We start from the raw sequence: 14,160 nt of genomic DNA on the forward strand, positions 1-14,160 counted from the left end.
TTCTAGTAGATCACATTCTAGTACAATACCTAACTCTAAAAAAAGAAGCTGAAATCCTATTTTCCCCACTATTGTGCAAGAATGTGAAGCAGTTTTTGATAAAATCAAGAAATTTAGGTAATTCTGGTAGGACTCTTGCTCAAAAAACAGTTATGCATTTACACACCATATCATTAATAGCAAGCTGAGGTTTCCATAGTCCATTCTAATACAGTTCAATTGATCAAAAAATCCACAGAGAACATGCTAGTAAGGAACTTTTACATAATTCCAGAGAAACTCACTGAGTGTAAAATCGAACTAAGGATGAGTACATAATAAAGCACTATTGCAATATTATGTGAATTGATATGCTATATAAGTTACCTAAACACTATCTTTAAAAAAGCAAAGCGATTGTGGGTGATTATAGAAATTTTGATGCCTACATCTAATACACACTTCAGTTACTATAATATCCAATTTTTGATCGTGCTTTTCCACTGGCAAATCTTTGTAGTACTGTTTCTCGTAAGCAATACCTATGAATATTTTTCCAAGAGGCTGTAATTCTCTTATTACAGCATCATACCAACCACTACCAAAACCCAATCTATTAAAATGATCATCGAAAGCAATAACAGGAGTGATTATTGCATCAGGAACTATGTTTTTATCCTCTTTACTCCACTCTTTAAATCTTAGTAGTTTATTTTTATCAGGAATTGCTATTTTATAGCCTAAGTTAAGCAAATTATACATTAATGGTATAACATTTATTTCTTGATCAATTGGAATATAAGCTGCAATTGTTCTACCTCTAACATAGTTCAAGCTATAACGAAAGAGATTAATAAGAAAATTCGCTGCATAGCTAGAATAATTAGCATCAGTATTTTTTCTTATAGCCCTATACTGCTCTCTTATTTCCTTCTTCCGTTGTTTAACATCTTTGAACATGTTCTACCCACTTTGCAGTAAGTTTTTCTTGCAAACTGTTTTGCATCAAACGCTCGCTTAAAAAATCAAAATCAACAAACTCCATATTCTGGTCTTGATTACTGCAACTATAAATGAAACTTTCTTTTCCTGTTTCCGTATTTATATGCCTTTGCACGCATTGAGCACAAATTTCTTTCATCATACACTGCATAGGAGAATTAACTGACGATATTGCCACATGGCTGCACTTCAGATATGGCATTAAAACTGTTTTCCTGGCCTCATTTACAGCCTTCATCATTTTATCAGAACCAATAACAATAATTTTATCTATGTTACCTAAATTAATTACAGTATTGCCTAACATTCCACGTTGATAAGAAATGATTGCGTCAACTATATTGCCATGAAAGGATCTGTCTTGGTCTCTTCTTATTTTTATCAATCCCTCTTCACACGCCCAAACTACTATACTTGATGCAAGCTCTACAAGTGCTTGCTTAAATACATCATTTAATTTTTTATAGCCAGCAAAGTATAAAACCTTATTCTTCTTTTCAAGAAATGCCTTCCCTATCGAAAACAACACAGCATTTCCAACCCCTCCACCGATTAGCATTATGCTTTTCATATTTTTACTTCCACTTTCTTACACATATGTAACCCGGAAAAGGAGGGATTCGAACCCCCGACATATTTTTATATGTGCACGCTTTCCAAGCGTGTGCTTTAGACCACTCAGCCACTCTTCCATATTATTATATAATAAATACTGAAAATTATATCACCAAACAAATTTGGTCATAAAAAGCAGGTATATTCACCCAAAATCTGCCATCACGTTATAGATATAGATATTTTGTTACCGCAACTAGCACATCAAATATTTACCTTTGATGAAAATTAAGTATAGAGGCAAAGTAAATAATAAATTACTTTATCTTCATACTATTTCATTATAGCATCAGGTTCCATGTATTTTACTCACTACAAGAATTTAAATAACTATGTCATAATAGCATTACCACTAATTAAACCAGTATCTTCAAATCTTTTTTCATTTGTCGCTTTAATAATTACTTGTTTTATTAAACCATTAGCGTTAGCTTCACACATGTCACAGTAACTGCGTTCTGTATGAAAATGCAACTGGGTACCTACCCAATCCCAGTAACAACTAACTGTTCGCAGCACTTTAGAGATACCTGACTTAGGACTCATCGTTTTATTACTAAAACCTTTGTGATTCATAAAAATATCTCTCTACTTGCAGAGTTACACCTCTTTGATAAAAGACTTTCCCCTTTTATGCAATATACCACTGCTATTTAATACCTACTCAGCTTCCAACCATAAGTTTATCATTATACTACTGCCATAAACCTACTTAAAAACTTAGAAAGTAGATTACCAATACTCAAGTTTTCATCACAATCAATTTAGCTCACTATTTTTCGCTAACATTATCAATTTTTGATACGTAGTAATACTAATAGCTCCTAGCTAAGTGGTTTTTCAAGGAGTTTATGTGGAACTCCATTATAATAGGTAAAATTTGAAAATGACAGTAAATAAGGTGCTACTCGTAACACAAAACCATATAAACTCTACTGTAGAGGTAGCATATTAAATACCACATAGTTTAACAAAAAAGGTCACTGTAAAGAAATGGAATAGTGTAGTAACATAAAAGTATAAGAAAGTTAAATATCAATATTATGTACATTGAGTGCATTTTTCTTGATAAAATCACGTCGGGGTTCAACCATATCACCCATTAACACTGAGAATATACTATCTGCTTCTTCACAATCTTTTATTTTAACTTTCAATAAAGTCCTGGTCTCTGGGTTGAGGGTAGTTTCCCAAAGTTGATCAGCATTCATTTCTCCAAGTCCTTTAAACCTTTGTAGAGTTATGCCCCTTTTCCCATGATCCATCATTGTTTTTACAAATGTACTAGGAGATTGAATCTTTATTTCAGTTTCTTGCGATTTTAAGAATGTATCACCATTAAATAAATCAATTATATCATCAAGAGAACTCAATATACTAAGTATTTCTTTGCTTTCAAGCAAGCTAAGTGGGAATATATATTTGTCTGCTAACCCTTGAAATAATCTACAAATACGAATTTCTTTACACTTTACTTCTACTTCCCAAGTATATTTGCTATAAATCAACTCTAAATATTTTACTATCTCATTAGTAGATGATAAAGCATTTCTTTTGCTTAAAATTAGCAGAGATTCCAACAGATTTTGTGGTATCTCCCTGCCATAATTTCTGCTAATATTTGAAATACTAAGACATTTATTCAGAATAAAGCGCAAATCCCTATTTACACCTCTTAACGTTAATCTTTTTATTGCTGAATTTATTATATATTCTTCAAAAGTTTTATCATCCTTAATATAAGTATCTCTATCATTTTTTGTAACCTTGTAAAGAGGTGGTTGTGCTATATATAAGTAGCCACTTTCAATTATCTTACGCATATATCGGAAGAAAAATGTCAAGAGCAAAGTCCTAATATGTGAACCGTCAACGTCTGCATCTGTCATAATAATAATCTTATGGTATCTAGTTTTTTCAACATTAAAATTCTCATTCCCCACTCCAGCACCAATTGCTGTAACCAATGAACCAATTTCTGCAGACGAAAAGATACGATCAAGTCCTACACGCTCTACATTCAAAATCTTTCCTTTTAAAGCAAGTACTGCTTGCGTCTTTCGGTTACGACCCTGCTTTGCAGAGCCACCTGCAGAATTACCCTCTACTATAAATAATTCCGATAACTCAGGAATCTTTTCTTGACAATCTGCAAGTTTTCCAGGTAGAGTTGCAATTTCGATGCTGTTTTTATTTCTAACTAACTCTCGTGCTCTCCTTGCAGCTTCTCTACCTTTTGCCGATCTAATAACCCTTTCTACTATGCTTGCTGCCAATTTCGGATCAGTTTCAAGCATTGAACTCAATTTATCAAAAACTATGTTCTCTACAACTGTACGAGCCTCAGAACTGACTAACTTATCTTTTGTCTGTGAAGAAAACTTAGGATCAGGCATCTTGAGAGATAAAACGCAAGTTAACCCCTCTCTGATATCTTCTCCAGTTAGATTCACCTTTGCTTTTTTCAAAAATCCTTCATTGTTTGCATAGTTATTAATACACCTAGTTAATGCCGATCTAAGCCCAGCTAAATGGGTACCACCACTACGTTGTTTTATGTTATTTGTAAAGCATAGCATATTCTCGTAGTAAGAGTCATTCCACTCCATTGAAACCTCTACATTGATACCTAGATCTTTTGCATCACCCTTTATACTGGCAATCTCGGTAACACGTGTCTTGTTTTTATCTAAATACTTTACAAAATTTGCTGTGCCAAAATTACCTTCAGATTGCTTACTGCAGTTAAAATGAAATTCCATGTGTGGACTACTTCGTAAGTCGCGTAAAGTAATTTTGATGCTCGAATTTAAAAAGGCCAATTCTCTAATACGGCCTTCAAGAACAAGATAACTAAAATTAATGTTACTAAAAATTTCCGTTGATGGCATAAATGTTATCCTAGTTCCTCTTTTATTTATGTTTTCGCCTACTATCTTTAATGGTCTAACAGACTTGCCACCTTCAAAGCGCATAAAATACTCTTTCTTGTTGCGCCAGATAGTTAAATCTAGCCAGACAGATAATGCATTGACAACTGAAACTCCTACACCATGTAATCCTCCAGAAACTTTATAGCTATTGCTGTCAAACTTACCACCCGCATGTAGGTGGGTCATTATTACCTCTGCCGCTGATATTCCTTCCTCTTCATGAATATCAGTTGGAATGCCACGACCATTATCAGTCACGGATACTGAACCATCACTATTTATAGTGATTTCAATTTCATCACAATACCCTACTAAAGACTCATCTATCGCGTTGTCAATAACCTCATACACCATGTGATGCAGACCAGATCCATCATCAGTATCACCAATATACATACCAGGACGCTTTCTTACAGCATCAAGACCTCTTAGAATTTTTATCGTATCAGCATTATAGTTACTTTCCATAGAATTACTTTATTTATAAATTAATAATACATCTTTACATACCAATTGGCAACATTTTTGGAAGTGAAAGTAAGATCTTCAATCGCAGTAGATAAGCAAAACATACTAAATCATCTATATAAAATGATTTTATATATTATTCTAACATACAACGTTGATAAAATATTTCATCATATCCAAAAGCAAATGGCTAAAGAAAAATATAACTTACCTCGCCATTTTATTTTACTCTCCTTATTCTCCTAGCTTTACATAGAATAAATTACTCATATGCCTCTTAACTGCAATGCATGTCCCTCGCACCACCACTTAATGTGAAGTTAACTTTTCGCACTTTTCTGAAGTTTTTATATACTTGATCATATAAAGTGTGCTTCATGAAATAATTCTACAACTATTAGAACTCTTCTAATTCCTTGCTTAAAGAAACTACTAAGATTTTCTTAGCTATTCTAGAAACACTTTGCGTAATCACCACTTTTGTAATTCTCCTAATCTCCTATTGGTAAAATCAATGCAACCAATAAATGCAAATTAAACAAGCACTCAGAGAGTTTATTATAGTCGTTCTATAAAAATCTTAATCTTACGCTTTTCACTAACAGTATTGCCTTTTGACTTTCACTTTGTTAAGAACACTATTTGACTTTGATCCAGTATCTTACTTTCGACCTGATTGTAAACATCAGTATTTTGATAGTTTTCACATTTTTACCATCAATTGTGACACACAAGACATCAATTTCATCTCTATTTTATGACCAGTGAGAAGTTCCTAACTTAATCTTATTCTAAAGACTTTTGTATATATTCATTAAAAAATTTTATCTATTTCTTAGGAAAGCTACTAGCAGCAAGAAAGAATACTATAACATGATTAGTTATCAATTTATAAATTGAAGCACATCTACAAAAATTGTGTGTAGTCCATAAAATTAACACTACGTATGATTTTAATTCCCACGCTAGCATTTGATATGCTATTTTACTTTCAATTTTACTATTCCGCTAATTTTTTATCCAAGCAGCAATAAGCAAGAATCCACTTCTAAAATGCAGCTAAATTTCAGCTTATCACTTAAAATCACACCCTCAGCTGAGCTGTTCTAGCTAAACTTACCTATCTTTCACTTTGCTATAATATCAGGAAGTAAATTTAATATATAATTCACCAAGTTCACACTTAACCTTTATTAAGTTTTATAGCACCATTCCAACAAAAAATAAAGCTCAAGAGTTAAATAAACTAGGTTAAAATGAACTACTGCTTAGAGCTATACAGTGGATAAAACTCTTTAATAGTTCTAAATAAAATTTCCAGTGAATGGATATCAGACATGTTATGTCCTGCTGATTTTGTTAAGTGTACCTCAACATCAAGTGAATCAATTTTTTTAGCTATGTCTAATGAAGTGTTATAAGGGACATTTTTATCATTAATGCTATGCAACAAGCGCACAGGAGAATTTATACTTATTCTTTCTTTCTTTAAAAGAAGGTTCTTTCTACCATCTTCTATCAAATTCTTGGTTATTTTGTATGTACAACCCCCTGAAGTAAAATTAACAATACCTTTAGAGTCTAGCTCTTTCTTTTGCCTGTTAGATAATCGCTCGAATATTAAATTTTCAGTGAAATCAGGAGCAGTTGATATGCCAATCAACGCTGCAATTTTTTCTGGAAATTGGAGGACAGTAAGTAACATCATCCACCCTCCCATACTTGAACCTATAACTATTTGCTTACCGTTAGTTAACTCATGAATAACCCTAGCACAATTTTTTCGCCAATCACTTATTGTGTAGTCAATAAAATTACCACTTGAACAACCGTGACCAAAATAATCGAACAGTACAAGCGCTATATTGTTTTCTTGGCAAAATTTATAAATAGCAGTTGCCTTAGCTCCATTCATACTGGATGCAAACCCACCAAAAAATACTATAGAAGCCTTTTCCCCTTGCAACTTCCTGTACGCTATATACTTACCATCCTCATAGAAAAGTTTGCAGTAAGTCATGTTACTTTGGTAAATCAATCGGATCATCACTTAATTGCCGTAAATAGCTAATTAAATCAGCAATTTCCTCTGGATCAGAAATGCCAGCAAATGCCATGCGTGTACCTTTTATATAAGCTTTTGGACTTTTTAGAAAGGCAAACAGCTCACTATACCCCCATTTTCCACCTTTTTCAAGCATTGCTTTTGAATAATTAAATGAGTTATCAAAATGCGCTTTTTTACTTCCAACTATATTCCACAAGTTTGGCCCTACCTTATTAAACCCATTCTTTTCAAAACTATGACAAGCTATGCATTTCTTTGCAACTGATTTCCCCTTTTCAAAGCTAGCATTCTTCATGAGCATCTCAATATCAAGCGCTACCTGCTCTATTTTTTGCTGAAGTTCACTGCTGCCAGTAGTTACTATTGCTTCGTGTTCTGCCTTATATCCTTCTGGCTTGTAAAGCATGTCAACTACATTGCTAATTACTATAATCATCAGCCCAGAAAATAAAATAGATGCTGCAATTTTATTAAGTTCCATAGTTAATTTTCATCAACCGTTATTATTTATAATGCAAATATTTCTGCAAACAGCAAGTAATTAATTGAAAAATAGACTACTTGCCTTTTATTAATGAATGGAGCTAAATAGAAAATTCTGATAAAGTAATCTTGTTTATAAAAAAATATGCTACTTGACACTGAAAAGCGCAGCATAACAAACGCACTATGGAAGCTAGAAAAAGTAGATCAAAGGGAAGTCTTAGCTCTTGCTCAGAAATTTAAATTACCAGAAATCCTTGCAAGAATACTTGTTGCCCGTGATATCAATACAAAAAATGCAGGCAGCTTTTTATACCCGTTAATCAGGTCACTATTACCAGATCCATTTCACCTCCTCGAAATGGATAAAGCCGTTTATCGTATAATACAGGCAATAATTAACAATGAAAACATAGCAATATTCGGGGACTATGACGTTGATGGTGCAACGTCATCAGCATTGATTAAAAGGTACCTAAAGATGATTGGTATTCACTCTATAATTTATATTCCAGATCGTGTTAATGAGGGTTATGGGTTAAATTCAAGTAGTCTATTTCAACTTAAAAAGGAAGGTATTGACCTATGTATTTCTGTTGATTGTGGCACGCTTGCATATCAGCCAGTGAAAGATGCCAAAAATTTTGGCCTTGATATTATAGTTATTGACCACCATCTTAGTATAGAAAAGCTACCAAGTGCTGTAGCAATTATTAACCCAAATCGGCTAGATGAGAGTTCTTCTTATAGAAACCTTGCAGCAGTTGGTGTATCATTTCTATTGATTGTTGCTCTTAACAAAAGAATACGTGAACATGGGTTTTTCGCTAACATAAAAGAACCAAATTTATTTGACCTTCTTGATCTAGTTGCTCTTGGCACCGTTTGTGATGCTATGCAGATTACTGGCCTTAACAGGGCATTTGTTTTGCAAGGATTAAAAGTTATGTCAACAAGAAAAAATATCGGGTTGCGTGTCTTGTCCGATATGTTAAGAATTCTTGAAAAGCCAAATACTTCTCGTCTGAGTTTTAATATTGGACCATGTATAAATGCTGGAGGAAGAATTGGAGAAGCATCGCTCGGTGCAAGGCTGCTCTCTACAGATGTGGAAGAAGAAGCATATTCCATCGCATCAAAACTGATAAATTTAAATAATGCAAGAAAGATGATGGAAAATGAGGCCCTCTCGGAAGCTATAATACAAGCAAAAAATTTTTCTCAGTCAGATAGAAATTTTATAATAGTAAGTGGTAACTGGCACCAAGGAATAATTGGCATAATTGCATCTAGGCTGAAAGAGCAGTTTCACTTGCCTACAATAGTAATATCTATAAAAAATGGAATGGGAAAAGCAAGCTGCAGATCAATTCCTGGAGTTAATATCGGTGCTGCAATCCTTTCCGCAAAGTATATGAACTTAATTATTGAAGGTGGTGGCCATAGTATGGCAGCAGGATTTTCAATCAAGGAAGATAGAATAAATGACCTACAACACTTTTTTGCTAAGATATTTACAAACTACTCCATAAATGAAAAAGCTTTGAAAGCCGATGGTATAGTGACTGTTAAAGCAATAAACTTATCCCTGTGGAGTCAATTGCAACGCTTAGAGCCATTCGGTATTGGTAACCCTGAACCAAGATTCATTATCCAAGGAGTAAGGATTAAAAAACCTGAAATTGTAGGTGGAGATCACATAAAGTGTTTCATTACTGACAATGATGCTATAGTAAGAGCTATTGCATTCCGTTCTGTAAATACTCATCTTGGTTCTGCTATTATACATGGGAATATCGAATCTATTTTAGGCAAAATCTCAGTAAATTACTGGAATGGTAATGAATTTGTACAGTTTTTAATAGAAGATGCATTGACTATTAGCTAAGTTTTCATATAAAATTATGACCTAGCCTTTTCAGATTTGGGCAGTAAAATAAATACTTAAAATGAATTAAGCAATAGCTAGCTCTTAAATTACCTATAGCTCTACTAATGCATTCCCATATTGTAAACTAAGAAATCAACTGATAACTTATCAACCTTTTTGTCCTAAAAATAGGCTAATCTGTGGGATAGAATAATTGAAGTATCAAGGTGTTTAACTTGCTATGTACCATTTACAATATTCTTAGACCTACCTATAAGCTAAAATTTATTTGCAAAGCTTCTAAGGTAGTACAGAGAAGTAATCCAACAAGGCTAGAGTTTATCTACAACTTTCATGATTTTTTGTATTTTCCCATTTGGCTAGTAAGCTTTTCCTAATATTTATAGCCAAAATAATTTAAGGCGAACAGTATTCAAGAAATTGCAGCATTTTATAGAGCAAGTATCTTTTCCTCCTGTCTAAGTTGGATCATGCGAAAAACTAATACAGCAAGCCAAGTGGTTTGTTATAGCCCAAATTCATCATTGATTTTATCAACTATTTCTTGTGGTGGATTTTCTCCCCACCCTGAGTATAAAATTTCTCCATAATCCGCAACATCCATGGAACCAGTTCTACTCTTTACAAGAAATATTTCTTTCTTGTCCTTATCAACTAATATATAGTGCCATGCTGATATTCCACGATCTTTGCCACGGACTAAGTATATCAGATCTGACCTGCTTCTTCTTGTTGCATCAGCAAAAGATCTCTCATTGAGAGCTCTACTCTTGCTTTTTATGCTACAACTTCCAGAAAAAGCTTCTTTAGATTCAGTTTTTTTACTCACTAATTCATAGATTTTCCCCCTTTCCACTAATGCACATTCCCTTGTGTTCCGAGATGAATATTTATCAGAAAAACTTCCTCTTACATTACTAGAAGTCCTATTTGCAAAACGTTTAGTAAACGAATTATTACCGTTGTCTTCTGTCATAAAAGCCTCCAAATTTTAGATTATAGAATCCAAATTTTTACTATACTTTATCATACGTTAATTAAATTAATATAAATGAGAGATAGTATAGTAATTATTACAGGAATTACAGCTTCAGGTAAATCAGAATTATGCAATAATCTAGTAAAAGAGCATTTGAATATTAGCATAATAAACTGTGACTCAAAGCAGATATACAAAGAAATTCCTATAATTACTGCTCAGCCACCAAAGCAAGGAAAACAATATAAATTGTATGGATATGTTTCAGCAAAAAAAAACTACTCCGTTAGCCTATGGGTAGAAGATTTGAAGAAGGAAATCAATAATGCACTAAAAAACTCACAGATACCAATCATTACTGGAGGAAGTGGACTTTATATCAGTAGCCTAATCAAAGGCTTATCACCAATCCCACAAATAAGCCAGGAAGTAAAAAGAAATGTAAGCAAGTTCAAGAAAAATTTAACTAAAGAGGAATTCTATAAATTAGTGCTGAGCAAAGATCCAAAAATTCAAGGGAAAATATTCATGAATGATTTATATCGCCTCTCAAGAGCATTTGAAGTTGTTACTGAAACTGGCAAGTCGATTTTCATATGGCAAGAAAATAGAAAGCCGCCTTTGTTGAATAATTTTAAGATATATACAATTTTACCTAAGCGCGAGGACGTATATCAAAAAATAAACTCTCGTTTTATTACAATGGTCAGGAATGGAGCAATTGATGAGGTAAAGAATTTACTTAACATGAATTTATCCCAACACCTGCCAGCTATGAAAGCACATGGAGTACCAGAAATTACAAAGTACTTAAGAGGTGAGATCACTTTAAATAAAGCAATACAAATTGCCCAAACAAATACAAGACATTATGCAAAGCGCCAGTATACCTGGTTTAAAACCCAACTTCCAAATTCTAAAGTAATTAAATGTACAGAAGAATTTTCACTTTTTTGACCTGGTAGTCTTTTTTACTTTTTTTACCACCTTATCTTGCATAGTAACATCAATGCTATAATAATATTGATTTATAAAACCTGATATTCCTTTTATGCCTGCTTATTATCCTGATAGCTAAGCAAAAGCTCATATATTAGAATCAACTTTCCTTCTTTATCATTTCTATATTATTAGTGCGACCACAGAAACAAGTTAATCAACTAAGGAAAGTTCTTTAGATAAGATCAAAATAAACTTTTACTTTGTTATATTGCCTTAATAACAGACAGTGCCCTAATTACAAACAATATTTTTCGATAATTGGAATGATGGGTAAAAAGTTAACCAAGAAACAGAAAATCAAGTCATATCCATCTCGAAAAGAGATGAACTTTCTTTTCTGCAACCACATAATAGAAGTTAACATACATGTGTTAGAATGTACCTTATGATCACAGAAAATATAGAGCATAACCCAACCAGAGATTGGTGCTTACAACAGCATGAGATAGAGCAGCACAAAGATAAACAACCTTTTAGGTGATATTATGGTGATAACGTAATTAAAGTCTCATCTCTAAAGTTAAATATCAGTGTAAGTTACAAGGTAGACTTTCCTCGCAGAGGACATGATACAAGAGATATTAGAGATATTTTAGACATGAACAGTTATGATATACGAAATTTAGACTTGCTAACTTATAGCAATAGCTTCTTGAAAGAAATCTTGCCTGTGTAAGAAGTGCAAATAATAAAAAATTGTTATATATAAATTTTTGATGTAAGATTATGTTATAGATAATGTATATCAACTTATAGCAAAATGTGAGAAAATATTTAGTAGTTGTGGTTTATACTGAGTTAGCACTAGGCAATATGCCTATAAGAAAATTAACTGGTATAGTTTAGTATTGGAATATAATTATCGGGATATAAGGTAGCTCTACTCTGTAAAGCTGCACAAATAATACTGATAATGGAAAATTCCGTCTAAAAATTGAAGTTGGAAATTAAAAGTTAAACAACTTCTTTCTTTTTGTATGATCTTAAAAGGCTTTCTATGTATAGAATAAAAAGGGCTTTAATATCAGTGTATGATAAGACTAATATAGTTGATCTTGCATTATTTTTAACGCAGAAACAAATAGAAATTCTCTCAACAGGGAATACTTATAGGATACTATCTGATGCTGGAATAAAAACGCAAGAAGTATCGGATTATATACAATATCCAGAGATACTAGGTGGTAGAGTAAAAACTTTACATCCTAAAATTCACGGAGGAATACTATATAATCGGAAAGAGCATAAAGAGGAAATACAAGATCTAGGAATTGAGCCTATAGATCTTCTTGTAATTAACCTATATCCATTTTGGGAAACTGTAGGTGTTATAGCAAATGATAAACAAATTATAGAGCAGATTGATATTGGAGGAGTATCCCTGATTAGGGCTGCAGCAAAAAATTTTCATTTTACCTCAGTCATTTCTAGCATTAGAGACTATGAAACATTAAAGATTGAAATGATTAGGAACGAAAATAAAACAACGTTAGAATATAGAAAACATCTAGCAACTAAAGCATTTGCTCTTACTTCATGTTATGATTCTAATATTTACAGTTGGTTTTTGTCAAAGGGTAAGAATGATGACTTACCTAAGTTTTTTACTCTATACGGATATAAAGTACAAGAACTAAGGTATGGAGAAAATCCACATCAAAAATCTGCGTTTTATAGTAATCAGTTTAGAAAGTACCCGTTGGAGAAAATATATGGTAAAGAGTTAAGTTATAATAATATAGTAGATATAGAATCTGCGCTTGACATACTCTCTGAGTTTAAAGAACCTATGGCAGTAATAATCAAGCATAATAATCCTTGTGGTGCTGCTGTTGGCAATAGTGCTTTGGAGGCGTATGAAAAGGCTTTGTCATGCGATAAAATAAGTAGTTTTGGTGGAATAGTAGCTTTAAATCGAGAGATAGACTTAAAGCTAGCGGAGAAACTAAGTGAGATATTTCTAGAAGTAGTTGTAATACCTTCAATAAATGAAGAAGCATTGAAAATTTTGCAAAAAAAGAAAAATTTAAGGGTTGTCATTTATGATCCATTTCAAAAAAATAGGAAATATCAAATCAAAAACGCTTTCGGTGGATTTTTAGTACAGGAAAGTGATAATAGCGGAATAGAAGTAGAAAAAATGAGACAAGTAACGAGTTGTACTGCAACAAAGAAAGAGAGAGAAGATCTAATTTTTGCTTGGAGAATATGCAAGCATGTAAAGTCCAATGCAATAGTTATAGCAAAAAACGGGTGTACGATTGGCATCGGCTCAGGACAGTCAAGTAGAATAGATAGTGTAAACATTGCAGTAAAAAAGGCAAATGAAAGATGTAGAGGTGCTGTGCTTGCTTCAGATGGATTTTTCCCGTTCCCAGATAGCATAGTAGAAAGTGCAAAACATGGAATTACATCAATAATCCAGCCTGGTGGCTCCCTAAAAGATCAAGATGTAATAGCAGCTGCAAATGAGAGTAAGATCTCTATGTTTTTTACCGGTATTCGTAACTTCTTCCATTGAGTTTATGTCTTATAACTAGAAATTTTGAAGCATTGCAACTTTGTAAATGTGTGTAGATTATCACAACACCAATAATACAGAGCTATAAAAAAATCTACCATTTAAAAAATGCAGCGTCTTCTATACTCAAATATGTTGTAGAGATTTGAAGGATTTATCAAATGTTGGGCTTTTCCCGTTGCTGTGTGTGAAATTAAGTAGTTCTGTATCTGCTATCTT

General features: G+C 32.9%; 10 protein-coding genes and 1 tRNA gene. 3 read left to right on the forward strand and 8 right to left on the reverse strand.

The annotated features are described in order from the left end of the window. Nucleotides 1-366: 366 nt before the first annotated feature. The 7 genes from GOY13_RS00005 to GOY13_RS00035 form a co-directional block, all read right to left on the reverse strand. A complete protein-coding gene (locus tag GOY13_RS00005; protein WP_175813831.1) occupies nt 367-939 on the reverse strand; it encodes a 5-formyltetrahydrofolate cyclo-ligase in 573 nt (190 codons plus the stop codon). Then, a complete protein-coding gene (locus tag GOY13_RS00010; RefSeq protein WP_175813832.1) occupies nt 923-1,552 on the reverse strand; it encodes a ferredoxin reductase domain-containing protein in 630 nt (209 codons plus the stop codon). Before GOY13_RS00010 ends, GOY13_RS00005 begins: the two co-directional genes overlap by 17 nt. A gap of 34 nt (nt 1,553-1,586) precedes the next feature. Continuing rightward, nucleotides 1,587-1,673: transfer RNA gene (locus GOY13_RS00015), tRNA-Ser, on the reverse strand. 253 nt (nt 1,674-1,926) lie between these two features. Further along, nucleotides 1,927-2,172, reverse strand: coding sequence for a hypothetical protein (locus GOY13_RS00020; protein WP_175813833.1), 246 nt, complete (start codon nt 2,170-2,172; stop codon nt 1,927-1,929). A gap of 452 nt (nt 2,173-2,624) precedes the next feature. After that, complete coding sequence (gene gyrB, locus GOY13_RS00025) at nt 2,625-4,997, reverse strand: DNA topoisomerase (ATP-hydrolyzing) subunit B (RefSeq protein ID WP_175813834.1); 2,373 nt, start codon at nt 4,995-4,997, stop codon at nt 2,625-2,627. 1,261 nt (nt 4,998-6,258) lie between these two features. Continuing rightward, nucleotides 6,259-7,017 (reverse strand): alpha/beta hydrolase, encoded by a 759-nt coding sequence (locus tag GOY13_RS00030; RefSeq protein WP_175813835.1) that lies wholly within the window; start codon nt 7,015-7,017, stop codon nt 6,259-6,261. 1 nt (nt 7,018) lies between these two features. Further along, nucleotides 7,019-7,546 (reverse strand): c-type cytochrome, encoded by a 528-nt coding sequence (locus tag GOY13_RS00035; RefSeq protein ID WP_175813836.1) that lies wholly within the window; start codon nt 7,544-7,546, stop codon nt 7,019-7,021. Nucleotides 7,547-7,693: 147 nt separating this feature from the next. Between GOY13_RS00035 and recJ the strand changes: the two genes are divergently transcribed. Beyond that, nucleotides 7,694-9,436 carry a single-stranded-DNA-specific exonuclease RecJ gene (recJ, locus tag GOY13_RS00040; protein WP_175813837.1) on the forward strand — a complete coding sequence of 581 codons (1,743 nt, stop codon included), beginning with the start codon at nt 7,694-7,696 and terminating at the stop codon, nt 9,434-9,436. A 508-nt stretch (nt 9,437-9,944) separates the two neighbouring features. Here recJ and GOY13_RS00045 read toward each other — a convergent pair. Then, a complete protein-coding gene (locus GOY13_RS00045) occupies nt 9,945-10,415 on the reverse strand; it encodes a hypothetical protein (RefSeq protein ID WP_175813838.1) in 471 nt (156 codons plus the stop codon). Between the two features lie 75 nt (nt 10,416-10,490). Here GOY13_RS00045 and miaA point away from each other — a divergent pair, with 75 nt between their 5' ends. Together miaA and purH are read left to right on the forward strand one after the other, a co-directional pair. Then, nucleotides 10,491-11,375 carry a tRNA (adenosine(37)-N6)-dimethylallyltransferase MiaA gene (gene miaA, locus GOY13_RS00050; protein ID WP_175813839.1) on the forward strand — a complete coding sequence of 295 codons (885 nt, stop codon included), beginning with the start codon at nt 10,491-10,493 and terminating at the stop codon, nt 11,373-11,375. Nucleotides 11,376-12,417: 1,042 nt separating this feature from the next. Then, a complete protein-coding gene (gene purH, locus GOY13_RS00055) occupies nt 12,418-13,941 on the forward strand; it encodes a bifunctional phosphoribosylaminoimidazolecarboxamide formyltransferase/IMP cyclohydrolase (protein WP_175813840.1) in 1,524 nt (507 codons plus the stop codon). Nucleotides 13,942-14,160: the final 219 nt, after the last annotated feature.

The organism is Wolbachia endosymbiont of Cruorifilaria tuberocauda, from assembly GCF_013365475.1.
Classification (GTDB): domain Bacteria; phylum Pseudomonadota; class Alphaproteobacteria; order Rickettsiales; family Anaplasmataceae; genus Wolbachia.